Annotated in this window: 25 protein-coding genes; 9 read left to right on the forward strand and 16 right to left on the reverse strand. The window is 43.5% G+C overall.

Translation table 11 applies throughout. From position 1 onward, the window contains the following. The first annotated feature begins 48 nt into the window (after nucleotides 1-48). On the forward strand, nucleotides 49-432 hold the full coding sequence (locus tag ACQEXP_RS09100; RefSeq protein WP_269376685.1) for a DUF3461 family protein: 384 nt from the start codon (nucleotides 49-51) through the stop codon (nucleotides 430-432). A gap of 156 nt (nucleotides 433-588) precedes the next feature. Here the strand turns inward: ACQEXP_RS09100 and pgpA are convergent, their stop codons facing one another. From pgpA to ACQEXP_RS09170, 14 genes are all read right to left on the reverse strand, one after another. Next, entirely contained in the window at nucleotides 589-1,095 is a 507-nt protein-coding gene (pgpA, locus tag ACQEXP_RS09105) for a phosphatidylglycerophosphatase A (RefSeq protein WP_426969526.1), read from the reverse strand. Between the two features lie 13 nt (nucleotides 1,096-1,108). Then, entirely contained in the window at nucleotides 1,109-2,074 is a 966-nt protein-coding gene (gene thiL / locus ACQEXP_RS09110; RefSeq protein WP_426969528.1) for a thiamine-phosphate kinase, read from the reverse strand. A gap of 77 nt (nucleotides 2,075-2,151) precedes the next feature. After that, on the reverse strand, nucleotides 2,152-2,619 hold the full coding sequence (gene nusB / locus ACQEXP_RS09115) for a transcription antitermination factor NusB (protein WP_138973464.1): 468 nt from the start codon (nucleotides 2,617-2,619) through the stop codon (nucleotides 2,152-2,154). After that, on the reverse strand, nucleotides 2,619-3,089 hold the full coding sequence (ribH, locus tag ACQEXP_RS09120) for a 6,7-dimethyl-8-ribityllumazine synthase (RefSeq protein ID WP_078534915.1): 471 nt from the start codon (nucleotides 3,087-3,089) through the stop codon (nucleotides 2,619-2,621). Before ribH ends, nusB begins: the two co-directional genes overlap by 1 nt. Before the next feature lie 188 nt (nucleotides 3,090-3,277). Next, nucleotides 3,278-4,387, reverse strand: coding sequence for a bifunctional 3,4-dihydroxy-2-butanone-4-phosphate synthase/GTP cyclohydrolase II (ribBA, locus tag ACQEXP_RS09125; RefSeq protein ID WP_426969530.1), 1,110 nt, complete (start codon nucleotides 4,385-4,387; stop codon nucleotides 3,278-3,280). A 59-nt stretch (nucleotides 4,388-4,446) separates the two neighbouring features. Then, the gene (locus ACQEXP_RS09130) at nucleotides 4,447-5,100 is read right to left on the reverse strand and encodes a riboflavin synthase (RefSeq protein ID WP_269376681.1); all 654 of its coding nucleotides are present in this window, start codon (nucleotides 5,098-5,100) and stop codon (nucleotides 4,447-4,449) included. A gap of 2 nt (nucleotides 5,101-5,102) precedes the next feature. After that, the gene (ribD, locus tag ACQEXP_RS09135; RefSeq protein ID WP_426969533.1) at nucleotides 5,103-6,209 is read right to left on the reverse strand and encodes a bifunctional diaminohydroxyphosphoribosylaminopyrimidine deaminase/5-amino-6-(5-phosphoribosylamino)uracil reductase RibD; all 1,107 of its coding nucleotides are present in this window, start codon (nucleotides 6,207-6,209) and stop codon (nucleotides 5,103-5,105) included. Nucleotides 6,210-6,221: 12 nt separating this feature from the next. Next, nucleotides 6,222-6,671 (reverse strand): transcriptional regulator NrdR, encoded by a 450-nt coding sequence (nrdR, locus tag ACQEXP_RS09140; protein ID WP_138973468.1) that lies wholly within the window; start codon nucleotides 6,669-6,671, stop codon nucleotides 6,222-6,224. Between the two features lie 104 nt (nucleotides 6,672-6,775). Continuing rightward, nucleotides 6,776-8,026: a glutamate-5-semialdehyde dehydrogenase gene (locus ACQEXP_RS09145; RefSeq protein ID WP_426969534.1), complete on the reverse strand. Its 1,251-nt coding sequence runs from the start codon at nucleotides 8,024-8,026 to the stop codon at nucleotides 6,776-6,778. 11 nt (nucleotides 8,027-8,037) lie between these two features. Further along, nucleotides 8,038-9,171: a glutamate 5-kinase gene (gene proB, locus ACQEXP_RS09150; protein ID WP_269376678.1), complete on the reverse strand. Its 1,134-nt coding sequence runs from the start codon at nucleotides 9,169-9,171 to the stop codon at nucleotides 8,038-8,040. Nucleotides 9,172-9,339: 168 nt separating this feature from the next. Beyond that, a complete protein-coding gene (gene crl / locus ACQEXP_RS09155; protein WP_269376675.1) occupies nucleotides 9,340-9,729 on the reverse strand; it encodes a sigma factor-binding protein Crl in 390 nt (129 codons plus the stop codon). A gap of 103 nt (nucleotides 9,730-9,832) precedes the next feature. Then, on the reverse strand, nucleotides 9,833-11,080 hold the full coding sequence (gene frsA, locus ACQEXP_RS09160) for an esterase FrsA (RefSeq protein WP_269376674.1): 1,248 nt from the start codon (nucleotides 11,078-11,080) through the stop codon (nucleotides 9,833-9,835). A gap of 99 nt (nucleotides 11,081-11,179) precedes the next feature. Then, the gene (gene tet(34) / locus ACQEXP_RS09165; protein WP_138973473.1) at nucleotides 11,180-11,644 is read right to left on the reverse strand and encodes an oxytetracycline resistance phosphoribosyltransferase domain-containing protein Tet(34); all 465 of its coding nucleotides are present in this window, start codon (nucleotides 11,642-11,644) and stop codon (nucleotides 11,180-11,182) included. Nucleotides 11,645-11,883: 239 nt separating this feature from the next. Further along, nucleotides 11,884-13,173: an NCS2 family permease gene (locus ACQEXP_RS09170; protein ID WP_269376672.1), complete on the reverse strand. Its 1,290-nt coding sequence runs from the start codon at nucleotides 13,171-13,173 to the stop codon at nucleotides 11,884-11,886. Between the two features lie 1,018 nt (nucleotides 13,174-14,191). On the opposite strand from ACQEXP_RS09170, the gene ACQEXP_RS09175 reads away from it, so the two are divergent. The 4 genes from ACQEXP_RS09175 (at nucleotide 14,192) to ACQEXP_RS09190 (ending at nucleotide 18,338) form a co-directional block, all read left to right on the forward strand. Beyond that, entirely contained in the window at nucleotides 14,192-15,661 is a 1,470-nt protein-coding gene (locus ACQEXP_RS09175) for an aminoacyl-histidine dipeptidase (protein WP_269376671.1), read from the forward strand. Nucleotides 15,662-15,944: 283 nt separating this feature from the next. After that, on the forward strand, nucleotides 15,945-16,385 hold the full coding sequence (locus tag ACQEXP_RS09180; protein ID WP_269376670.1) for an ATP-dependent zinc protease family protein: 441 nt from the start codon (nucleotides 15,945-15,947) through the stop codon (nucleotides 16,383-16,385). Next, nucleotides 16,385-17,290: a 30S ribosomal protein S6--L-glutamate ligase gene (rimK, locus tag ACQEXP_RS09185; RefSeq protein ID WP_269376669.1), complete on the forward strand. Its 906-nt coding sequence runs from the start codon at nucleotides 16,385-16,387 to the stop codon at nucleotides 17,288-17,290. Before ACQEXP_RS09180 ends, rimK begins: the two co-directional genes overlap by 1 nt. Beyond that, a complete protein-coding gene (locus ACQEXP_RS09190; RefSeq protein ID WP_426969537.1) occupies nucleotides 17,250-18,338 on the forward strand; it encodes a succinylglutamate desuccinylase/aspartoacylase family protein in 1,089 nt (362 codons plus the stop codon). Before rimK ends, ACQEXP_RS09190 begins: the two co-directional genes overlap by 41 nt. 106 nt (nucleotides 18,339-18,444) lie before the next feature. Here ACQEXP_RS09190 and ACQEXP_RS09195 read toward each other — a convergent pair whose 3' ends face one another. Further along, nucleotides 18,445-19,467 carry a hypothetical protein gene (locus ACQEXP_RS09195; RefSeq protein WP_426969539.1) on the reverse strand — a complete coding sequence of 341 codons (1,023 nt, stop codon included), beginning with the start codon at nucleotides 19,465-19,467 and terminating at the stop codon, nucleotides 18,445-18,447. Between the two features lie 103 nt (nucleotides 19,468-19,570). Next, nucleotides 19,571-20,479 (reverse strand): hypothetical protein, encoded by a 909-nt coding sequence (locus ACQEXP_RS09200; protein WP_426969540.1) that lies wholly within the window; start codon nucleotides 20,477-20,479, stop codon nucleotides 19,571-19,573. A gap of 229 nt (nucleotides 20,480-20,708) precedes the next feature. Between ACQEXP_RS09200 and ACQEXP_RS09205 the strand changes: the two genes are divergently transcribed. The 4 genes from ACQEXP_RS09205 (at nucleotide 20,709) to ACQEXP_RS09220 (ending at nucleotide 26,179) form a co-directional block, all read left to right on the forward strand. Then, on the forward strand, nucleotides 20,709-21,890 hold the full coding sequence (locus tag ACQEXP_RS09205) for a hypothetical protein (RefSeq protein WP_426969542.1): 1,182 nt from the start codon (nucleotides 20,709-20,711) through the stop codon (nucleotides 21,888-21,890). A gap of 403 nt (nucleotides 21,891-22,293) precedes the next feature. Then, nucleotides 22,294-23,484 (forward strand): hypothetical protein, encoded by a 1,191-nt coding sequence (locus tag ACQEXP_RS09210; protein WP_426969544.1) that lies wholly within the window; start codon nucleotides 22,294-22,296, stop codon nucleotides 23,482-23,484. A 420-nt stretch (nucleotides 23,485-23,904) separates the two neighbouring features. Beyond that, a complete protein-coding gene (locus ACQEXP_RS09215; protein WP_426969545.1) occupies nucleotides 23,905-25,095 on the forward strand; it encodes a hypothetical protein in 1,191 nt (396 codons plus the stop codon). Between the two features lie 103 nt (nucleotides 25,096-25,198). Next, the gene (locus ACQEXP_RS09220; protein ID WP_426969547.1) at nucleotides 25,199-26,179 is read left to right on the forward strand and encodes a hypothetical protein; all 981 of its coding nucleotides are present in this window, start codon (nucleotides 25,199-25,201) and stop codon (nucleotides 26,177-26,179) included. Nucleotides 26,180-26,202 lie beyond the last annotated feature (23 nt).

Here is a 26,202-nt window from a genome sequence, read left to right on the forward strand (position 1 = left end):
TACTCGCTTTGAGTAGGGATAGTCACTGCAACACAATAGAGGTAGCCTATGTATCCACACCTCACTGGTTTAGGTATTCACGATCCTAAACAAATTGAGCGCTATTCCCTTCGTCAAGAAGCGCACAAGGATGTGTTAAAAATCTATTTTCACAAACAAAAAGGTGAGTTGTTTGCGAAAAGCGTCAAGTTCAAATACCCACGACAAGTCAAAAACGTTTTGGTTGATAGCGGAAGCCATCAATACAAAGAAGTGACTGAAATAAACCGCAACCTGACTCTAGTTATTGATGAGCTGAATAAGTTAACCAAGCCGGTTAGCAGCACTGAAGTCGACGTAAAACAGAAGATTCTTTCGGACTTACGCCACTTAGAGAAGGTGGTCTCAAGTAAGATTGCAGAGATAGAAGCGGATTTAGAGAAGCTGAAATAGAAGCAAAAATTTGGGGAAGGTTGACGTTAAGGCGTCAACCTTTTTTACTTTTACGTTTGAGAGAAAAGCCCCTAACAAGAAACGCGTTATCAGAGACCTACGCAGCTGCCAGAAGGTACACCTCTCGTCAGATAAGATCCGATTTAGACTCGGCTTTTAAACAAGCCAGCCCGCGTATTTGCCCACCAGATAAAGCGCCACACCCGCCATCACACCAGCGACAATATCATCCAGCATAATACCTAACCCGCCATGTACTCGCTTATCCAACCAACCGATCGGCCATGGTTTTACCATGTCGAAAAATCGGAACAGAACAAAGCCTGTTAGCAGCCACTTCCAGTCATATGTCGACAGGTTTAGTACTGGAACCACTAGCATTGTAATCCAAAAGCCAGCAAACTCGTCCCATACAATTGAGCCATGATCATGAACCCCCATATCATCCGAGGTGACCTGGCAAATTTTCACACCGACGATACAAGCAACGATGACGGCAACAAGGTACAAAGGCAGAGGTAGTTGCACCAGCAGCAAGTAGAAGGGGATCGCCGCTAGCGTACCCATCGTACCCGGCACGATTGGCGATAGACCACTACCGAAACCAGTCGCAAGTAGGTGCCATGGATTTTTTAATGAGATAAGAGAGAGAGGATTTGTCATAACTGATTATATCTTACTTAAAGTGATCGTAGCCGCTTAGGTGCCAGTCGATTGGTTGCCCATTACTGTGCAGTTCAAAGGTTCCCTGAGGACGAATCTGACCGATACATGTTACCTTAGCGCCACAATGTGCGAGTGCACTTTCAATCGACCCTTTGTTCTGCTCAGGGACGGTAAAGCACAGTTCATACTCTTCACCACTTGATAACGCATATTGCTGAGCAACATCTGCACTGCCTACAAACTGAGTAAGTTCATTAGAAACAGGAAGTTGTGCTACGTCAAGGCTTACCCCAACGTGTGAGCGATTTAATATATGCTTGATATCCGAAATCAGTCCGTCAGAAATATCGATAGCAGAGCTCGCCAAATTGAGTAGCGCTTGCCCCACCAGCACTCTTGGCGTTGCTAGGTAATGGCGATGCTCCAGTTGCTCAGCAAAAGGTTTACGACGCAAACTGTTATCAAGCACGACATCTAAGCCCGCTTTGCTGTCACCAAGCTCTCCGGTAACGTAGACCCAATCTCCAACCTGAGCTCCGTCTCGACGCAATGCTTTATCTGCATCAACTAAACCCTGCACGGTTAAAGTGATACTTAAAGGTCCTTTCGTGGTATCACCACCAATTAACTGGATTCCGTAGTAATCCGCCAACTCAAAGAAAGCATCACAGAAAGGAGCCAGCCATAACTCATCTGGACTTGGCATAGTTAACGCTAGTGATACCCAACTCGGGGTCGCCCCCATTGCAGCAAGATCGCTAATATTGGATGCCAATGCCTTGTGCGCAACCCAGCTAGGGTTTGCATCAGCCAGAAAGTGTGTCCCTGCAACTAAAGTATCGGTACTGATCGCTACAGAAAGGTTCTCTGGTACTTTGACCAATGCACAATCGTCACCTGCGGCAAGCACAACGTCTTTACGTTGCTTCTGACGATTAACAAAATATTTTTCAATCAGATTAAATTCACCAGACATACTATGACCGTTAACTTATTGAATGTTTGGACATAAAAAAGGTCAGCATTTGCTGACCTTTAGATAATCAAAATCGATTATTTCTTACGTACATGAGGTGCTGCTTTATCTAGCACTCCATTGACGAATTTGTGGCTATCTTCCGCTGCGAATACTTTTGCAAGTTCAATCGCTTCGTTAATCACCACTTTGTAAGGCACGTCTTCGCGACGTGTCATTTCATACATTGCTAAACGAAGAAGCGCTAGCTCCATCATATCCAAATCTTGCATTGGACGAGCAGTGTATGGACGAATCTTACTATCTAGCTCTGTGTGACTTAGCACAACACCTGTTAGTAGGTCACGGAAGTATGCGACATCTGTATCCGGAGTAGATAGTGCAGGTTCTGATGCATGATGTTCTTCTTCATCATACTTGCCACCTGACAAGAACTGCTCCTCAATCGTAGCAACATTTTCTTTAGTAATTTGCCAAGAGTAGATCGCTTGTAGAGCGAATCGACGTGCATTACGACGTGCGGCTGGTTTCACACTGGCCCCCATTAGGAATCGATTTCTGAAAGAACGTTAATCATCTCAAGTGCGCTTAGTGCAGCCTCTGCACCTTTATTACCAGCCTTGGTTCCTGCGCGCTCAATTGCTTGGTCAATTGTATCAACAGTCAGTACACCAAATGCGACTGGAAGACTGTATTCCAGAGACACCTGCGCAAGACCCTTGTTACATTCACTACAAACATAGTCAAAGTGTGGTGTACCACCGCGAATTACTGTACCTAGTGATACGATCGCATCGTACTTACCTGTTTTAGCTACGCGCTGAGCAACAAGTGGAAGCTCTACTGCACCAGGACAGCGAACGATAGTGATATTATCTTCGCTTACTTGACCGTGACGCTTTAAAGTATCGATTGCACCAGACAATAGACTTTCGTTAATAAAACTGTTGAAACGAGAAATAACGATAGCAATTTTTGCGTTTGGCGCTGGGAAGCCACCCTCGATCACTTTCATAAGCCTTCCTTTAACTATGTTCATCAAGTGAGAATCGCCGGATTCTAGCACAAATCTGTGAGCAATATCTAATAGAAATTTAACAGAACTCGTACCCAGCAGCTAAAGCATTTATCTAGTACAAGTTTTAGGCCTTGCACTAACAGCAAGGCCTGATTGAGTAGGTAGAATAAGGTCGGTGACCAAGATTACTCACATACGTATTCAACGACGTTCAAGCCAAAACCGCCAAGCGCATGGTACTTTTTGTTGGTTGATGACAATAGACGCATATCATGCACGCCAAGATCCGCAAGAATCTGCGATCCCACACCGACGCGGCGAGAGGTACCTTGTTTTTTCGCTAATGTTGGTGCTTGACCTTTGTCCTGTGCTTCGAACATTTTAACGCGGTGGATCAACAGTTCCGTTGACTCCTCATTACCAAGAATAACCAAAACACCACCCTGTTCACCGATACGTTTCATGGCCGCATCAAGCGTCCAACTGCGCTCAGCATTTCTATCGCTATGCAGTAAGTCAGTAAAAGTATCTTGCAAATGAACACGGACTAACGGTGCCTCTGCGGTTAAATCACCTTTGCAAAGTGCATAGTGGATTTGGTTGTCTATGGTGTCACGGTAAGTCACTAAGTTAAATTCACCAAACTCGGTAGGCAATTGACATTCAGCGACACGTTCAATGGTCGTTTCCGTGTTATTGCGGTATTCAATCAGATCCGCAATAGTACCCAGTTTAAGGCCATGCTTTTCAGCAAAAACTTCCAAGTCAGGACGACGTGCCATAGTGCCATCGTCATTGAGAATCTCGACAATCACACCCGCTGGTTCTAGCCCAGCAAGACGAGCTAAATCACAACCTGCTTCTGTGTGCCCGGCACGTGTTAAGACTCCGCCTTCTTGCGCCGCTAAAGGAAAGATGTGGCCCGGCTGAACAAGATCTGCAGCTTTGGCATCTTTCGCCACTGCCGCCTGAACCGTGCGCGCGCGGTCTGCAGCAGAAATACCAGTCGTTACGCCTTCCGCGGCTTCAATTGAAACCGTAAAGTTGGTGGTGTACTGAGCATTGTTGTCTTGAACCATAGGAGGCAAACCAAGACGCTCACAACGCGCTTTAGTCATGGTTAAGCAGATCAAGCCACGACCGTGAGTCGCCATGAAGTTAATCGCTTCTGGAGTCACATGCTCCGCAGCCATGATTAAATCGCCTTCATTCTCACGATCTTCGTCATCCATCAGGATAACCATTTTACCTAAACGAATATCATCAATAATTTCTTGTGGCGTACTAATTGGCATTTTTATATTCCTATCTTGGCTTCTAGCGGCTAATTAAATCGGTCAGACCATTGCCTAACCTAGGCAAATCCATTTTGCTGTAAAAATTCCATGGTGATGCTGGATTGTGTTTTTTGCTCTTCTCGACTGGTCAGTAAACGTTCCATATAGCGAGCAAGTACATCAACTTCAAGGTTCACTTTTCGACCGACATGGAAATCGGCAATGGTCGTCTCTTCACCCGTATGCGGAACTATGGTGAGTTTGAACGCGTTCTTGCGTAGAGCGTTCACTGTCAAGCTGATACCATCAACGGTAATCGAACCTTTTTCCGCAACGTATTTCGACAGCTCCTCTGGCATTGATACCCAGAATTCAATCGCACGCCCTATCATATTTCTTTCAACGATTTCACCGACTCCATCAACATGCCCAGAGACAATGTGCCCGCCAAAACGGGTCGTTGGTAACATCGCCTTTTCTAAGTTAACTTTGTCACCCGCTTGATAATCAGTAAATCCTGTTTTATCAAGGGTTTCTAGTGACAAGTCTGCGGTATAACTGGTGGAAGTAAAGGCGACGACCGTTAAACAGACGCCATTGGTGGCAATACTATCGCCAAGCTTCACATCACTCATATCAAGCTTGCCAACATCAACCGTCACACTAATGTCTTCGCCCTTTGGGGTGATTGCAGTCAACGTACCGACTGCTTCTACAATACCTGTAAACATGATTAGGATTCTTTCTTTTCAATTGTGGCAACGATGCGCACATCGCGACCAACTAGTCTGATATCTTTAAAATTAAGATCAATGACATCGGCCATTGACTCCAGCCCAAGTGCTCCGAGCAATCCTCGACCATCACTTCCCATAATCTTAGGAGCCAGATAGAGCACAAGCTCATCAACTAGATTTTGCTGAATTAGACTAGACGCTAATGTTGCTCCAGCTTCGACCCAGAGATGGTTAATGTTGTGAGCAGTCGCCAATTGAGAAAATGTCGAGGCTAAATCCATTTGCTGATTTGAGTTTAGCGTTGGCTGTACATCACCTTGTGGAGAAACGATTAAACGCTCCCCTTCAGTATGAAATAACTTTAACTCTGGCGTCAGTTGGCTTTGTCTATCCAGAATAACCCTGACCGGCTGGCGCAATTGCTGATGTGGGTACTTCGTCTGTACTGAAATAGGCAACTCTTCCCAACGCACATTCAATGAAGCATTGTCTTCAATAACGGTTTTGCTGGTAGAGAGTATCGCGCCGCTTTGTGCGCGGTAGTTTTGTACGTCCTGACGCGCTTGTGCAGATGTGATCCACTGACTTTGGCCATTGGACAAGGCTGTCTGACCATCTAAGCTTGCGGCCATTTTCAATTGAACAAACGGCATCCCGGTTTTCATTCGTTTGATAAATGCCGGATTAAGATTGATCGCATCTTGTTCTAACAGGCCAACTTCAACTTCTATGCCCGCATCGCGCAGCATTTGAATCCCGCGCCCTGCAACTTGGGGATTGGGGTCTTGCATCGCGCAAATGACTTTGGCCACTTTGGCTTTGATCAGCCCCTCTGCACATGGTGGTGTTCTGCCGTAATGAGAACAAGGCTCTAACGTCACGTATGCGGTGGCACCCACTGACTTTTCACCCGCCATTCGAAGGGCGTGTACTTCAGCATGGGGCTCACCAGCGCGAAAGTGAAAACCTTCACCCACGACTTCACCATCAAGGGTAATAACACAGCCTACATTGGGATTTGGAGCAGTGGTATAGATGCCCCCTTTTGCTAACTCAATAGCGCGGGACATCATGATAAAATCTTGCGGAGTAAAGGTAGTCATAGAGAAACGGCCTTAATCTTCTAACCTTGCAATCTCTTCACCAAATTCTCGAATGTCTTCGAAGCTACGGTAAACAGAAGCAAAGCGAATGTACGCAACCTTATCTAGCTCTTTGAGTTGATCCATCACCAAGTTACCTATCATTTCACTCGGTACTTCGCGTTCACCTGTCGCGCGAAGTTGTGACTTAATCATACTAATAGCGACATCGACTGCGTCGGCACTAACGGGGCGTTTTTCTAATGCCCGCTGAAGACCGCCCACCATTTTGTCTTCATTAAATGGTTCACGATTCCCGTTAGATTTAATCACACGAGGCATCACCAGTTCAGCGGTTTCGAAAGTTGTGAAACGTTCATTACACGCAAGACACTGCCTACGGCGACGAACCTGGTGGCCATCAGCAACCAAGCGAGAGTCGATCACTTTAGTATCATTCTCAGAGCAAAAAGGACAATGCATATCACCTCCATATAAGTGACAGACAGTTTAGCGGATTAACTATTCTTAATAAAAGTAAAAGGGGCCAGTTAGCCCCTTTTTCAACCAATGTTAACCGATATTTGTTAACTGCGCGGCAAGTAGTTCGCCTTACCAACCCATTTATAGCTGGTTAGCTCTTCTAGACCCATTGGACCACGAGCGTGAAGTTTTTGGGTTGATACCGCAACTTCCGCACCCAGACCAAACTGAGCACCGTCAGTGAAACGCGTAGAGGCATTGACATAAACCGCAGCCGAACCAGCAGAGTTAATAAACAACTCCGAGTTAACAAGACTGTTGGTCATGATTGCATCTGAGTGACTAGCATTGTGCACGCGCATGTGGTTGATAGCTTCTTTAACATCCGCCACCACCTTAACACCCAGAGTGTAGCTCAGCCATTCAGTATCAAAGTCACCCTCTACCGCATCGCGCTGCTGTTTAGCTGCACTCATAAAAGGCTTCGCACTAGCTTCGACAACAAAGGTAACTTGGTCGTTCATTCGCTCGATCAGCATTGGCAAGAATTCGGCCGCCACTTTCTCATGTACTAACAGAGTATCAAGTGCATTACAGGCGGAAGGGCGTTGAACTTTAGCGTTTTCTACCACATCCAGAGACTTCACTAAATCAGCGCTCTCATCAACAAAAATATGGCTGATACCAAAACCACCGATGATCACAGGAATCGTGCTGTTCTCTTTACACATCTTGTGTAGACCAGCACCACCACGAGGAATAATCATATCGACGTAATCGTCTAGTTTTAGTAGCTGAGAAACCAACTCACGATCTGGTTTTTCAATGTACTGTACTGATGCAGCCGGAAGTTCAGCTTTCGCTAACGCAGACTGAATAACCTTAACCAACTCCATGTTCGAGAAAAATGTCTCTTTACCGCCACGTAAGATACTGGCATTACCTGTTTTTAAGCACAATGCAGCAATATCGATGGTCACGTTTGGACGCGCTTCATAGATAACACCCACTACGCCAAGAGGAACACGGCGACGAGACAGCGTCATTCCGTTTTCTAACACTTTACTATCTAGTTCGCTACCCACTGGGTCATTAAGGCTGATAACGTTACGTACGTCATTGGCAATCCCCGATAGACGCTCTTGGTTCAGAAGAAGACGGTCAAGTAATGCGTCGCTCAAACCTGCATCACGGCCTTTGGCAATATCCTTAGCGTTGGCAGCTAGAATAGTGTCTGCATTCGCTTCAAGTTCATCAGCGATGATAGCTAGGGCTTTGTTTTTTTGCGCTGTCGAAGCAGTCGCTAGTTGGAACGCCGCATCTTTTGCCGCGATCCCCATTGAAATCAGTTCCACTTTGTTTTTCCTTATTCTTGGATGACGACCATATCATCACGGTGAAGCACTTCGTTGCCGTAATCGTACCCAAGTATTCCGATTATATCTTTACTATGCTTGCCAACGATCTTCGCCATATCTTGGCTGGAGTAGCTCGCGATACCACGTGCAATCAGCTTGCCTTTAACATCAGTTACTCGCACTACGTCTCCGCGAGCAAACTCACCACTGACTTTGGTTAAGCCTTTAGCCAATAGACTGCTGCCCTTTCCGACTACAGCATTCACAGCACCATCATCAATGACAATATCACCAGACGCAGCAGGCCCTGCCAGTATCCAGCGCTTACGGTTTTCCAGTGCCTCTTCACAAGGTAGGAAGCGAGTTCCTTGTGGATGTTCGCCCAATGAGTCGAATACTACGTTCGGTGCACTACCCGCCGCAATAATGACTTCTATGCCAGCTCGGCGTGCAATATCCGCAGCTTGCAGTTTTGTTGCCATGCCACCGGTACCGAGTGTCGTACCACTGCCACCCGCAATCTTGCGCAGGGTGTCATCAATGGTTTTTACTTCCTTAATCAACTCAGCATTAGGGTCTTTGCGAGGATCAGCAGTAAACAGACCTTTTTGATCGGTAAGAAGTAACAGTTTGTCAGCACCACAAAGAATGCCAACTAAGGCAGACAAATTGTCATTGTCACCCACTTTGATTTCACTGGTTGCCACCGCGTCGTTTTCGTTAACAACAGGAATAATATCGTTTTCAACTAACGCATTGATGGTGTCACGCGCATTTAAGAAGCGCTCACGATCTTCAAGATCGGCACGCGTTAACAGCATTTGTCCGATTTTTAGTCCATAAATAGCGAACAATGACTCCCAAGTCTGAATTAACTGGCTTTGTCCAACAGCCGCTAGTAGCTGCTTACTTGCCATTGAGTTGGGCAGTGCGGGGTATCCTAGGTGTTCGCGTCCTGCTGCGATCGCGCCAGACGAGACCATCACGACAGAGTGGCCTTGCTTTTTCAGTTCTGCACATTGACGAACCAACTCAACCATATGAGCTCGGTCCAAAGCCAGAGTGCCACCAGTTAAAACACTTGTACCTAATTTAACCACCACGGTCTGAGACTGTGATGCTTTTCCGCTTTCTTGATTCATTGCCTTTCTACTATGAAATAAATACAAAACCGTCACGACCCTAGCGCAAGAAGATAGGCTAACAAGATCGATTAGACCTGATGTTTTAGCAATCAAATGGCAAATTCACAAGCAGAAAAGGCGCTAAAAAGCGCCTTTTTGGTGAACAACAATGATAAGCAACGAAAATTAGACGAATTCTACCGACTCTTTATGCATTCCCACTGGTATTTCGAACTCCTTATCCAGTGTTTCTAACAGTTTCTGATGGAAGGCCTCCTGAGTGCGCGTCACATCTTCGACCGTTTTTTTCGGTAATGCTTTCTCCTGCCACTCACCGGTCACATCGTACAATCCAGTTCGATAGCGAGCTTCAAATAGGTCGCCATTTTTCTCGAGCTCTAACCACCAGCCCCAAAACTCCCTTTGTTCAGGGGATTTTTTGTCGTTTACACACACAGACAAGCAATCAAAGATATACATGCCATCTGTGCTCTGTGATTCTCGTAGATAAGGACCAATAGCTCTTAGGGTTGATAACAAGCGGTAGTGCGTTGGACTTTTCGTCGGTTCAGACATAATGAATCTCCATATTCATTGACTTATTATGATCGCCTACTAGAAAGGACTTAAAAGTCTGGGTAGTCGATATGATTAAGTGTTGTCTAAATTAGCTGAAATGTCATCTAATTAGCTCGTCCTCCAACCACTTTATCGCTAAATCGAGGGATTGCTCATAGCCTTGTGTAATTGTTTTAGCACTAATTTTCTTAGCTTTACCGTAATCACTAAAAAGTGCCACTAACTGATTGTCACTATAGGGTGAGACTGGATCATTCTCTAAACTCATAGCGAGAATCGGTACACGCGTTTTACGACTAGACAAAATTCCCTGAACTTTAAGAGACCATGCCATCAACTGACCTGCGAGACTATTAATATCCACCGCACTTTTGCCCAGACGCGATGCCAAGACATCTAAGTACATTTTGGGCATCTGCTTTAACTTAGCAGGCGAAGACAAGACATCGTGAATAGGTGCTCCTAATGATACGCACGCTTTGATTTTATCTTGCTCCATAAATGACAAACGCACCATCGCATTGCCGCCAAATCGAAAACCAATCAGACCAACTCTGTGATGATCGACCCATGGAATACTGTACAACTCATTCAGCACAGCCTGATGCAAACACGAAGTGTCCTCAGTCAGGTTCCAATGGATGTTGTGTCCAATCGAAGGCATATCGACCGTGAGCATTGCGATATTTTTTTTCGCCAAATGATCGCGGAACAAACTCCACAAGTCTGTTTGTAGGCTATCTAAGCCAGCACTGACCATCACTACAGGCTGAGGCTTTTCTGTACTGGTCAGATGGAGATGGGCAACGATACTCTTCTTCTGATACGGCACTTCAATACGCTTAACAATGTATCCGGTCTTTTTAGTGGCTTCAGTATAAGCGTTACTTGCCAATACCTGAGCTTGAGTCGCAAGGCGATCATTTTTCAAATGTGGGTAGCCTGCGATACTAAAACAGAGTGACGCATTAAATAGCTCATCTGCCGCCATTTCGCCCTTTAGCTCGGCAGAACGCTTCTGGTGTAGCATCCCCAATTTCGTCCATTCGTATGTCCAGTTACCACTGTGATACCCCATCACAGTGTCGAGCCACTCATCATGAGTACGTGAATGTTTCGAAGCCGCAATTTTAGCGAGGACAGATTCTATTTCGATAGGATCTAAGCCCTGCCACGCCCACTGCATTCTGCGTAAGTTTCGATACCACTTGTAACCATCTTTCAACTGTTTCTCTTCAAGAAACTTCTCGCTTGTTGGCATGTATTGGGTCAACGCAGAAGTCTCTTTCGCTTGCTTATGGTTAGCGAATAAGGTTTCTGAGAGGTTCTTACTGACTTCCTCGGACATTAGTACAACCTAATTAAAATCATTTTCTAAATAGTAATAAAAAAAATGACCCAATAAAGGGTCATTCATCAATTATTTGCTGAGATATCAATCTAGCGACTACTTTTGCTTACGATTGATTGGCTCTACGTACTGAATTGACATATCCCAAGGTTGCTCAATCCATGTGTCTTGAGCGATATCGACAACGTAGTCATCCAGCAGTTCAACACCCGCTGGCTTAGCACATACTGCGATCAGCTTGGCTTTTGGATACATTTCACGAAGTTTACGTGCCGTGTCACCGCTATCGACAAGATCTTCAACAATAAGGAAGCCTTCACCATCGCCTTGAGGTGCTTTAACAACCGTCATATCACGCTGGTGATCATGGTCGTAGCTAGAAATACAGATAGTATCAACATGACGAATACCCAGCTCACGAGCTAGGATTGCGCCAGGAACAAGACCACCACGGCTCACTGCCCAAATTCCTTTCCACTGCTCTGCTGGCATCTGTTTTTCAGCAAGTTCGCGACAGAACGTGTGCATTTGGTCCCAAGTGATGATGAATTTTTTACTCATTGTAATAACCTAATAATTTTTAAAATCTGCATCCCAGCAACGCGTCAAGAATCTCAGGACGATTGCACCAGACATATCTGGGGAAAAGCTACGCAAACGATTATTTTAACGGATGCGACATACAATACCAATGGGGAATTTGTCTCTACTACAAAAATAATCGCCATAACAGAGCAACTGTTATGGCGAAAAATAGCGTATTTGAGGTTAACTAGCGAACGAAATCACTGAGTTAGCGCTTAAGCGACTAGGTATTTAATAATGAATACCGCAGAAAGAACCCAAACACTCATAGAAACATCACGACCTTTGCCACTTAGCAGTTTGATCGCTGCGTAAGAGATAAAGCCAAGAGCAATACCTTCAGCAATTGAATAAGTCAGTGGCATAAGAAGACAGGTCACAACAACCGGAGCCGCTTCTGTTAGGTCACGCCAGTCAACGCTCACTAGACCTGACATCATTAGAATCGCAACGTAGAACAGAGCTCCAGCCGTTGCGTAGGCAGGGATCATACCAGCCAATGGTGAGAAGAATAGCGCCAGTAGGAACAGCACACCAACAACCACAGCAGTAAGACCAGTACGGCCACCAGCCGCCACACCTGCTGTTGATTCAACGTACGAAGTCGTGCTTGAAGTACCGATCATTGCACCAACAGACGTAGCCGTTGAGTCAGCCAAAAGCGCTTTGCTCAAACGTGGAAGCTTGCCATCTTCTTTAATAAGGTTTGCTTTGCTTGCAACGCCAACAAGTGTTCCCGCGGTATCGAATAGGTCAACGAAAAGGAACGCGAATACAACTGAAATCATGCCCACTTCAAAGACATCAACGATATTCATCTGCATAAATGTTGGTGCAACACTTGGTGGCATAGACATGAAGCCGCCCCACTGAACATCACCCACGATTAGACCCAATGCAGTGATAATAAGAATCGCGATCATAACCGCGCCGCGCACACCGCGGTACACCAAACCAATGGTCAGGAAAAAGCCCAGTGCAGCAAGAGCTGGTTGTAAACCTGTAATATGTCCTAGGCCAACAAGTGTTGCTGGGTTATCAACAACGATACCTGAATTTTGTAGACCGATGAAAGCCAAGAAGAGACCGATACCCGCAGAGATACCAGTACGCAGTGACATTGGGATTGAGTTGATAATCCATTCACGGATCTTAAATACGCTCAACGCCATGAAAATCAGACCCGATACAAATACCGCGCCTAAAGCAACTTGCCACGAATGGCCCATGCCTAACACTACGCCATAGGTGAAGAAGGCATTCAAGCCCATGCCCGGAGCTAGTGCGATTGGGTAGTTAGCGACAAAACCCATGATGAAACAGCCGATCGCTGCTGCAAGACAGGTTGCTACGAACACAGCACCTTTGTCCATACCTGCATCTGCAAGCATTGCTGGGTTGACAAAAATGATGTAGGCCATCGTCAGGAAAGTAGTAATACCAGCGATGATCTCAGTTTTAACGTTGGTGCCGTTTTCACTGAGCTTGAACAGTTTTTCGAACATGATCGAATCCTAAAAGGGTAAAAAGTAAACGGTTGCGTAATCGATTGGCTCGAATTATAAAGTCATCAAATAGTAAATTCCAGATAGAATTATGACTCTAATCAATATTTCTAACTGTAAAACGACATTTCAAACAAACAACAATGAGAGGCAAACGTGTTTTCTTGTTTTATTTCAGTCAATAAACATCATTGAGTAGAGAGTTTTCAAAAGACATTTTTTTACTCAAACGGAAAACTCTTCTTAGGAAACTCACGCGAAAAAGCAAACAAATATGTGCCTAAATGCGTAATAAGTAGGTAGATAGGTCGATACACCTAAATCAAGAAATATGTTGAGTAGAGGAAAAGGATAGATAAAAAAACGCCACTCAGATTGAGTGGCGGTTGAATCATGTCAGCTATATAGGAGCCGTAAAAAATTCCAATAATAGGGGTGAACAAACTGTTCGAGAGTGACAAGCTTAGGGTTAGTAACCGAAGCTTGTTGGGTAAGTAAAGCTGCCTGTGTAAACAGAGCTGTTTAGCCAGAACGCTGCACTTGGTAAACCTTTCATAACTATCACCTTCTAAATCAATTAAAACAGATTACAAATATTGATTTCTCGGTTCCTTGGAGGCGACAAATCGGACTCATCCTTTGAGCATTTCTTTCTTCGCTTGGGAAGTTGGTTACAAATATACCTCAAAGAAATTTAATTACAAGCATTAAAGTGATTAAAGTCACAAAAAATTTAAAACTTGATAAGGATCATTATAATTTCGTAATTAAATTACAGAATTATCAACTTGATGTTGTATTTTCCTACATTTCATACGAATCTAGCCACATACCGTAGTAGAGACAATTCCGCATTCTGTGATAGCCACAAGATAATTCAGCTGCGGTTTCACTACACCCGCGACTCTGGGAGTGATATTCTGTGCCTCTACTTAATAGGCCAGATGCAGATTAATTCTCTACATTATTAAGATTACAAATCATATGATCTGGCATTATTCTTAAAAAGGAGTCATCCGTGTCTGAATTCCATTCTGAAATCAGCAACTTATCACCTGCTCCACTTTGGCAGTTTTTCGATAAGATCTGTTCTATTCCTCACCCTTCAAAGCATGAAGAAGCCCTTGCACAGTACATTGTTAACTGGGCAACAGAGCAAGGCCTAGATGTTCGTCGTGATCCAACAGGTAACGTGTTCATTAAAAAGCCCGCGACACCAGGCATGGAAAACAAGAAAGGTGTTGTTCTCCAAGCGCACATCGATATGGTGCCGCAGAAGAACGAAGACACAGATCATGATTTCGCAAAAGATGCTATCCAACCTTATATAGATGGGGAATGGGTTACCGCAAAAGGTACGACACTAGGTGCTGACAACGGCATTGGTATGGCTTCTTGTTTAGCGGTGCTTGCTTCAACAGAGATCAAACATGGTCCAATCGAAGTTCTGCTTACTATTGATGAAGAAGCAGGAATGACTGGCGCATTTGGTTTGGAAGCGGGTTGGTTGGAAGGCGATATTCTTCTAAACACAGACTCTGAACAAGAAGGTGAAGTCTACATGGGTTGTGCGGGCGGCATCGATGGTGAAATGACGTTCAATATTACTCGTGAAGCTATTCCTGCTGGTCTTGTTACTCGCCAGCTGATCCTCAAAGGACTTAAAGGCGGTCACTCTGGTTGTGATATCCACACAGGTCGCGGGAACGCCAACAAATTACTTGCTCGATTCTTAGCGGGTCATGCTCAAGAGTTAGATCTTCGCCTAATTGAGTTCCGTGGTGGTAGCTTACGTAATGCGATCCCTCGTGAAGCATTTGTTACCGTCGCAATTCCAGCGGAAAACGAAGCTAAACTGGCTGAACTGTTTGACTTCTATACCAACTTGATAAAAACCGAACTGGGTAAAGTTGAAACTGACATTGTCTCATTTAATCAAGCAATCGAAACTCAGTCAGAAGTGCTTTCCATTGCTGACCAACAACGTTTTATTGCGGCATTGAACGCTTGCCCGAATGGCGTCATTCGTATGAGTGATGAGATAGAAGGCGTTGTTGAAACGTCGCTAAACGTTGGTGTTGTAACGACTGAACAAGATCACATCAACGTACTATGCCTAGTACGATCGCTGATCGATTCTGGTCGCCAACAAGTTGAAGGTATGTTGACTTCTGTTGCTGACCTCGCTGGTGCAAATATCGAGTTTTCTGGTGCATATCCAGGTTGGAAACCAGATGCTGACTCAGAGATCATGGCTATCTTCCGCGATATGTATGAAGGTATCTACGGACACAAGCCTAACATCATGGTCATTCACGCAGGTCTTGAGTGTGGTTTATTCAAAGAACCTTACCCTAATATGGATATGGTTTCTTTTGGCCCAACCATTAAGTTCCCACACTCTCCAGATGAGAAGGTTAAGATCGATACTGTCGCTCTATTCTGGGACCAAATGGTGGCATTATTAGAAGCAATTCCTAATAAATAATATTCACTGTTCCATTAGTAAAAGTAATTCAAAAAGCCAGCTCACATTAGCTGGCTTTTTTTGTTTTATATACTACTGTTTAATAAGTATAATTTGTTGTGACGGCAATTTTAATTCGTTAGTCACACCATGGCATGGTTGCTACAGTCGCCGTCCTTGAAGCGCCTTAGGGTAAATTCTCATACCCTCTTCAAGCCATATAATCGGTAGTCAACCGCGTTATGTCGGGGATGCTCACTTCATTAGAGTGTCTTAAATTCTCTCTAAATATATTGTTACTGCGATGAAAGAAAAACTATTAGTAGGTTGGCGAGAAACCCTCAGCCTGCCGGGTTTAGGTATTGAAGAAATTAATGCAAAAATTGATACCGGAGCCAGGACCTCATGCTTACACGCATTCAAAGTAGAGAGCTTTAAAAAGGACGAAGCTCTTTGGGTTAGATTCTGGATACACCCAATGCAACATAACACGGACTTCGAAACTGTATGTGAAGCGAAAGTTATTGATGAACGTATAGTTCGTGATTCGGGCGGACATGAAGAGTCACGCTATGTTATCGAATCAGAAATAAAACTTGGCGGAAAAAGTTGGCCAATAGAAATTACTTTAACTAATCGCGAAAATATGGCTTTTCGCATGTTATTAGGTCGAACAGCAATGCATAATCGTATCATCGTCGACCCTGTAGAATCGTTTTTAGTCCCTTTCGAGGAAAACAAATAATGAAAATTGGTATTCTGTCTCGCAACTCGACTCTTTACTCAACGAAGCGTCTAATTGAAGCGGCAAAAATCCGTGGTCACGAAGTAAAAGTGATTGATGCGCTACGTTGTTATATGAATATCAACTCAGACAAACCAGAAATTCACTTTAAAGGTGAAGAGCTATCTGGCTTTGATGCTATTGTTCCTCGAATTGGTGCTTCGGTTACATTTTATGGCACTGCGGTATTACGTCAGTTTGAGATGATGGGCGTATATCCAGTTAACGAATCGGTCGCAATCACTCGCTCGCGTGACAAATTGCGTTCGATGCAGCTATTATCACGTAAAGGCATTGGTATGCCTATTACTGGCTTTGCAAGCAAACCTGACGATGTAAAAGACCTTTTAGACATGGTTGGTGGTGCTCCAGTAGTGATAAAACTACTTGAAGGTACTCAAGGTATTGGTGTTGTTTTAGCTGAAACTCGTAAAGCGGCGGAAAGTGTTATTGAAGCCTTTATGGGTCTTAAAGCGAACATCATGGTGCAAGAGTACATTAAAGAAGCTGGCGGTGCTGACATTCGCTGTTTCGTCATTGGCGATAAAGTGATTGCGTCTATGAAACGTCAAGGTGCAGAGGGTGAATTCCGCTCCAACCTACATCGTGGTGGTAGCGCATCATTAGTAAAAATCACCCCAACTGAACGCCGTACAGCAGTTGCAGCCGCTAAAATTATGGGTCTAAATGTGGCCGGTGTGGATCTATTAAGATCAGACCGCGGTCCATTAGTCATGGAAGTAAACTCATCTCCAGGTCTTGAAGGTATTGAGACCGCAACTGGTAAAGACATTGCTGGAATGATTGTCGAATTCATAGAGAAAAATGCGGCAAGTAAAAGGACTAAAACTCGTGGCAAAGGCTAAAAGAAATAGCATTTTTGAATTTCTCGGTGAGTCTATCTCACCGGGAGAACGTAAGGTCATAGAGTTAGATGCAGCAAGACTTTATACCCATTCGCCACTATCCATTCCGGTTGAGGTCATCAACGGCAAGCTAGCAGGACCAGTCCTCATGGTTAATGCGGCGATCCACGGTGATGAACTCAACGGAGTTGAAATCGTAAGACAACTGATTAACACCATTGACGTTAACAAGCTAAAAGGAACACTCATTGCTGTACCTATAGTTAACGTTTTTGGTTTTATTCACAAATCACGCTATTTACCTGATAGACGAGATTTAAATCGCTGCTTCCCTGGTAGTGAAAAAGGTTCACTAGCATCACGTATGGCATACACATTTTTCTCTCAGGTAGCCAAACGTTGTGACTACATACTTGACCTCCACACGGGTGCCATCCACCGAACCAACCTACCTCAACTGCGTGCCGACTTGAGCAATCCTGAAACACTTCGTATTGCTCAGGCATTTGCGACTCCAGTGATCATTGATGCTCCTCTGCGAGATGGCTCTTTACGCAGTGAAGCTGAACGTCTGGGTATCCCTGTTCTTACCTATGAAGCAGGCGAAGCATTACGCTTTGAGCCAATCTGTATCAGTGCTGGATTTATTGGAGTTCAGCGAGTAATGCAGGCTATCGGTATGCTACGCTCAAGTCGCAAAAAACTGCCAACACACGTTATTGCTAAGTCTACCAGTTGGCTGCGTGCGGAAAGTGACGGTATTCTTCGCACTGTGGTGACTCTGGGTGAGAAAGTCGAAAAAGGGCAAGTATTGGCATACATCAGTGCTCCACTAGGACACAGTGAAATCGAACTTATCGCCCGCAAAGGCGGTATTGTTATCGGTCAACAAACACTGCCACTGGTCAACGAGGGTGATGCAATATTCAACCTAGCCTACTTTGAACAAGATGACGAAGAAGTAGAACAGGTGGTAGAGGAATTCATTGAGAAAGTGAATGATCTGGATGTTGACCCACTCACAACAGGTCAAATTACGTCTTCATAAGCGTTATTTAGGTATCTCAACTTGTTGCAAATACTGACGTTGAGATACCTTTATCCACTGACATTCAAGTGGGTTTCACTATCAACGTTAAACACTCTGAGCACATCTAAAAGACGAGCGGCCTTTCTTTAACACAAAGTGCCGTTACCTTGTGCCAATCATTTTCATCCACGAGCCTCTTCAGGTGTGACGACAATGATGATTGATAGCGTAACCCGGGGGACTTCGAATAATCGGCTAACCAATACGAACCTAATTGAGGCCAACCATAATCAAGGTAGGGACCATATGGATAGGTTATCCCTGAATTAATATAAGCGCGCAACGCAATGTGCTCTTTCCAATTTGGCAGTCGGTAACCGATCCCTTCACAATAGCGCTCTGCACTTTGAAAAGTGAACCAAGGTAGAATCGCATTAATGATGCCGGAAGGATATCCCATAGTTTGAGTTGAATTATAATCGCCAATTCGCTGATGAATTGGAGGGCATTTAAATGTAAGCTCCTTACGCTGTTCAGGTAAAAGCACAACAATCTCTGAGATCCCACACTCTACTGGGTAGTTAGTGATATCCGCGTCATAAACATAAATTTCAATCTGATCCTGATATCCCTGGTATTCTACGATCACATCGGCTAACCCCTCCGCGACAGCTAGCACTCCTCCTTTATACATAGGATTAAGCATAACCACAGAGTTATCGCTAACAGACCAGTTCGCGATATCGGTGACATCTTCGACCTGACCGTTATTATACTCAGCACTCGCGTAAAAATTGCGCCCCCCTCCCGTATTCATATTGGGTGAGTACGCTATTTCAATCGACGTTGCGAGTGCGATTAACTTAACGCCTACCACCTTTTCGTCCTCAACCCGAACATTGAGCGTATTCGACACTAAGCCAGAATATTTTGCCGTAATATCGACACTTCCGCGTTGTATAAAGATCAATGCCTGATAGCTCTTGTCATAAAATGCGATGCTAGGATCACTCACATTCCATTCAATTAACCTCGCATCGATCGGAAAGCGATCCCCCTGATGATCAATGAAGTCTACCTGTGGTTCAATAATACTGCCCACGGCTGGATTACTCTGTAAGCGGACAGATATTTCAGATTTACCCACTAGGGTTTTTCCACTATCAAATAATCTGTCCCCTCCTCCTTTGCAGCCAAAGAGTAGCAGGCAAGTAAATAGTAATGAAAAAAGCTCTTGAGGGCGCATAACATCAATCTCGCGCTAGTTTGAAAACTTTCAACTTTACCCTCCGCTCTTGCTCTATATTCTTATTTGGATAGGAATCGCTAAGCGGATGGTGATCAGACATATTGATAACGTCTATTTTAGAGTTGGGATATCTGGACTTCAGGATACGTTCAATGTTTCTTGCTCGCTCAATGGAAGTAATAATCCGCTCACTGTCAGCCCGATAGCCGAAAACGACGAAGTAATCTCCATCATCGAACTCGTAAAGTGCTTGTGCATTGGAGAGCTCACTCGAATTATCGGTGAAATAGATGGTGATGGTTTGCTCCTCGGCATAACTAGCCGGAGAGTCAATAACCGAAGGAGAGTGTGATGCATCAACATATTCTGGCGAACTCGCGAACCCCGTATTTATCTGGATGCCGGCAACAAGTAAGTCCGAACTTGATTTGTAATAGTTTGGATAGAAATCAATCTTAAATGCGATGCCAAGATCGAATCCATCTATACTTTTTTCAATGATAAAGGATTGAATGATGCTCTCGCCAAAGTAAGAATCATATTTGTCGTCACGCCACATTGAAAGTCCTAGACCGAGCTTTAAATTGAGTGACTGACTCAAACTGATATTGTAATAGGGGACGATACCCAAGGATCTGATGGTTATCTTGTTGGTTTCAGAAGATGAATAGTTATACGCAACCAACGCTTCAAAGTTAGAAAAATTAGCTCGGATCGAATATGGATTAAAGTCAAACTCTGAAAATAGTTCATAACTTAATGCCGTCCGCTCACAGGTGTACTCTTTGGTATTGCAAATATTTTCACTAAACAAACCACCCACTCCCAAACCGAATTTGACATCATTGTTAGAAAATCCGTAGCTATTAATTGAAAAAAATGCAAAGAGATATAATAACTTATTTGTCATTACAATATCCCCATATGCCATTTTTGATAGTGCTAAATTTGATAGATTTAAGTTTAATTACAACAAAACCACCCACAAACTAACAAACAAAAATTCCGATTACACGACATTGACATTTAAGGTAATAAAATTATTGATTAGCCTTCCATAATAAACTTATATTCTTTATTAACCTAAACACCCTTCTACATTGTAATTACTTCAATAAAAATCACATGGAGTATTAACAATGTTCATTATAAATAAATTGAACAGTAAATTTGTCATTTGGGCTTTATCCATTCTGTTCATTCCTCCTTCCGTCTATGCATCAATTCAAATAGAAAGCTATTTGGGTTCTTTAGAAACGACGCCAATAGATGTGCCAATAATTGCTAGGGATAATGACGAACCTTTAAGTAGATATACTCACGACGGTGAACTGAAAAGGTACATATGGTTAGATAATGAAAATCAATTCCTATCAGAAAATCTATTTTTTATTCCTAGGAAAGAACGAGTAGGCAAAGAGGTGCGCCTATGTGAAGCAAAGAATAGATCCATGGACTGTTCCAATCAGCTAACGGTGACAGACCCTAGTCTTAATAACCGCTCATACAGCAGATCGACGTCACTCAGCTCATTGTGGCAATACCAAAACACCTTTGAGAGCAACATTATCTATAGCTACGGAGTGGAATGGGATGTTAAAACATCCTTTCACTTTACAGGTTCAGCACACACAATTAGCGGCCCCATGCCATGGTCTGTCGGTGTAAGAGTAATCGACGTTGCGACTGGCTCAGATCTGGTTTTTATCCCACCTACGTATCCAAATCCAGGAACGTACTCAGACTTTGAGGCCACTTTTTCTATCAACGCAAACCTCGGAGACGCCACAATGATAAGGTTATGCTCGGTGATTTTTGCCATAGAAACTGTTCCCCCTCTTGTTATCGATGACGAAAAATGTGTCGAGAAAATGGTACGCGATAGCGACATTGAATCTGAGAACAGCATCTATTTTTATCCTCCTTCAGTTGCACAATACCAAGCTTTGTTTAATGAGGTTCTATTCAAAAACACGACGAGTGTTGTGCATGGTAACAAAATTAAACAATACATCCTTGGCCCTAGAATCTACGGTAATAACAATAATTTACTCGTTAAATATTGCGATGCAATTGGCGAGGGCGTGAGACCATTAAACGAAGAAGAGCTAACACGTTTTCTCGAGTCTGATACTTTCGACTCAACATGGCCGAAAAATACAGGATATTGGACCGATGAGAATGACGACACACCACCTTGGTCAGCAACAATTCTCAATGGAGCTGGAGTGGTTGGCGGCATCATGCCAGACAATAACGTTCAACTTAGCCCTGCGCCAAATTCTTACTATCGCGGGTTCTATATTTGCATCAGACAATAGCCATAAAATATAAGTTAGTGGAAGGCAATCAACACCACTAACTTATATCCAAAACCAGAAATACACTTTAACTCCCCCGCATAAAAACATTATTAACATCCTCATATATTAAAAAGCGCAAAATATGTGGCTCACATAAAACAAGAACACCAAAGACAAAAATGACAAACAAAACAATAAGAAAGCACTCATTCGTCATAACTCTAATTTAGCAATAATAATATTGACATCCATTCACATTAGAAAACAAACAAAAAAATAGTAATAAAAAATCGCTAAAAAACCCGCTAAGTTAAAAATCAACAAGCTATCACTAAATAAGTAAAAATTGATACTAGGAGGTGTACACAATCAAAACCAGTCAGTTGACAAATTAATTAATATAAACAAAGGAAATCTATTCATGAAATCAGGAAATAAATATAAGCAGTACACAGGCTTGATATTGGCTCTTGCGTTCAGTTCATCTGCATCTGCAATTGATATTCAAAGCTACTCTGGCTCATCTACTGCAACTCCAGCGGGCACCCCTATTTTTGCTAACGGAAATGATGGACAACCGCTACAAAAGTACAACCCAGATAGTTCAGTCAATCACTATGTCTGGGTAGATAAACTGAACAATGTTCTTTCACAAAGTTTAATCTTTACACCTAAAAGCACTCATATTGGCAGTGAAGTTAAATTGTGCCAGGTAAAAAACGAACAGATGGATTGCTCAAACGAATTGGAAGTCATCAATTCAACAATGATATCGTCTGGCAATGATCGTAATCGAGCACTTCGCTCAATTACTCCTTTTGAAAGTGTTTGGAACTATAGCAGCCAATTTGATGATGACATTCTGCTGATCTCAACAACATCATTCAGTACAACCACCCACTTTACTTATAGTGGACAGCAAACCAGTGGCCCTCTTCCAATTGGTTTAGTACCTCGTATTACCGATCAAGATGGAAATGCACTCGTTTCATTGCATGTTCCAATGGCCCCTACCTATTCAGATTTTGATTTTACCTTCATCGCCAATGTCAACCTTGGCGCTGATACTCAAATCGTTAACTTCTGTCCCGATCTATTAGTGACCGACACGTTCCCACCAACACTAAGTTCGGATAGCAAATGTATCTCAAAACTACTCAGAGATGGTGACATTGAAAACAACAATTCGACCTATTTTTATCCGCCATCGCCCGCTCAATTTGACGCACTCTTCCCTAATGTCAACTTTACTCAGACCGAAACTGTAACGTTTAATGGCGAGTCTAAAAACTTTGTTTCCGCTCCGCGTATCAATGACTTAGGGGTTGACTTACTCGAAAGCTACTGTAGCGCCATCAGTGAGAACATCGTTCCTCTCGATCAAAATGAAATGGAAATTTTTGCCAACTCAAGTGATTTTGTCCCAGGTAATTTCTGGCCTGTCACTACCGGGTATTGGACGAATCAGAATGACAGTACTCATCCTTGGGCCGCATTAATCCCTGGCGGAATGGGGGTGGTAGGCGGTCTTACATTGCCAAGTGGTACCCCTGAGTTTGCTTCAGGTTCGAACTCTTACTACCGTGGTTTCTATGTCTGTAAGAAGCTTTAAGTTTAATAAGCTAATCTAGCTTGTAGGTAAGTTGTTTTTATGCAACTTACCTACTCTCTCCACTCAATTCCCACTCCCTATCACTGAGAATATTTGTAATATCTTCCTTAGAAAGGGGAATTTACCCTACGCAACCCAACCAATTATCTTATTAAAAAAGAGAATAAACACTATATATAACAAGAAATGAACCTATAGAAATTAAATTACTTATCAAAAATGACAATTAATTAATTGATCCCCATTCATATTAGAAACTAAAAATATCATCAATCTAAAAAAGCACTAATTAATAAATTAAATACTGAATAAAATAACCAACCATTAATTAAGTGAATGAGAATTATAAAATTGGCATTAGAACCAATAACCATCCTCTTCGTCAGTTTACGAAATAACAATTAAGATTAAAGGACAACTATGGACATAATAAAACATAGAGAGATAGCAGGCGTAATATTGGCATTAGCTGTTAGCTCTTCTGCATTTGCGATCGATATCGAAAGCTACTCAGGATCATCGAGTGTCACCCCAGCTGGCGTGCCCATTTTTGCAAGTGGAAGTGATAATAAACCACTACAAAAATACAATCTAAACGGCTCAGTCAATAACTATGTATGGCTTGATCAACGCAATAAAGTTCTGTCACATAGTTTAATTTATTCGCCAAGAAACAATCTCATCGGTAAACGAGTGAAGCTTTGTAAGGTGAGCAGTAATCGAATGGACTGCTCAAACTCACTGCGTGTAACCAGTGCCAATGCTGCAACTCAGAGCCCAAGAAGTGCTATGACTAGAGGCGCTCGTATGATCGCCCCTTTTAATGCCTTCTGGAACTACAGCAGCCAGTTTAGTGATGAAATTTTACTCACATCGTCAAACACAGTGAATACAGTGACTAACTTTACCTATACTGGGGCGGGTAATTCAGGCCCACTTCCAACGGGCTTGGTTCCACGTATTACCGACCAAGATGGTGTAGCACTCGTTTCGCTGCACGTACCGATCAATGAAGGGTATTCAGACTTTACAATCACCAATAGCGCTCAAGTAAACCTTGGAGCAGGGACACAAGTCATCAATTTTTGTCCAGATCTACTAGTCACTGATACCTTCCCTCCGGTCATTACCGATGATAGTAAGTGTGTGTCTCGTATGCTTAGAGATGGCGACCTAGAAACCGCCAACTCAACATACTTTTACCCGCCATCACCCGCCCAGTTTAATGCGCTTTTCCCAAACGTCAGCTTTAAACAAACAGAGACGGTAACATCGGGGAGCCAAACTAAAACGTTCGTATCAGGCCCACGTATTGATAACTCAGGCAACAACCTACTTGAGCAGTACTGTCGCTCTATCGGCAACAACATTGTGCCGCTTGATCAAAATGAAATGGAAGTATTTGCCAACTCAAGTGAGTTCACTCCTGGTAACTTCTGGCCTACCACCACTGGCTACTGGACAAATGTCGATGATACGGCTCATCCATGGTCATTCATACCTGGCGGTATGGGGGTTGTCGGCGGTTTAACGTTACCAAGCGGAAACACCGAATTCTCATCAGGAGCAAACTCATACTATCGCGGCTACTTTGTGTGTAAGAAAGCGTAATTAGCTCCAGTTAAATGGAATTGCGAACACCCCCAAGTAGGCAAGCGAAGTCATTGATTAGCTTGCCTGCTTCTCAAATACAGCCTTATCAGGGTACGAATCAATGAAAACGTTTATATTTACTATCTTTATTAGTCTCTTTTCCTATTCAGTATTTGCTGACGAAGTGACAATAAACAGCCACAGCAATAACATGCTTACTGGTTTAGTAAACAATGATATTGCGACCAACTTTGACCCAAACTCTCAGTTTCGAAACATCTATTGGCAGCTACGTTCGGGAGCAATTGTCTCCAACAAACCCTATTTTTTAAGCAATAAGCCCCGCTCTATCTCTGTCAGATTCTGCGTCCAAAATACCAACCAAGTGGCTCAGTGTTCTGGCTATGTTCAAGTTCGCAAACAGAGAGCCAGTCGAAGCATCCAACTAAATTCAGGGAATATTACCCACGATGTTAACGGCGGAGAGAACCTTAATGTCGGCGATACATTCTGGTCCACAAGTGTCTTTAACGTTTTACAAGGCCAATTTTCGTTCCTGTACCATCAAGTTGAAGATCAAGATGGCAACGTATTAAGTGCCAGTTTCACTGAAAATTCAGTAAGCACCTTAAGTAATATCACTCTGCCTACAAATACAGTATCCGTCCGTGCCTGCTCGATAGGTGGTTTTACCCATGGCTTCCCTACCTCCATCTCTAACTGCTCTCAACCTATCGATGTTATCGATGCCAATGCTGAGCCTGTTTACGAAACGAATAGCCGAATGTTTTATACCCATTGGGGGCCATTCAACAGTCGACAGGAAGGAAGGGATGCCTGCAGTAACTCTACTTACGCTAATTACTCCGATTGGCGTTTAGTCAGATCTCACGAGCGCCCAATGACAGTCCCCTTAAATCTCGTCCGAGAGGCACCTTACAATCTCAAATATACGGGGGAATATGAAGCGGGGGTGGGTATGGCTGAAGACACATTCTTCTACTGGACTTACGCGACCACAGGCCAAATTGTCGAACACAAATTCATCTGGTCACCACAGCAAATCACATATGGCACAGCGATTTGCACGCGTCTTAAATAGTCATTGGTATTTGAAGTCGGCAA

It is taken from the genome of Vibrio sp. TRT 1302 (assembly GCF_050113875.1).
Taxonomy (GTDB): domain Bacteria; phylum Pseudomonadota; class Gammaproteobacteria; order Enterobacterales; family Vibrionaceae; genus Vibrio.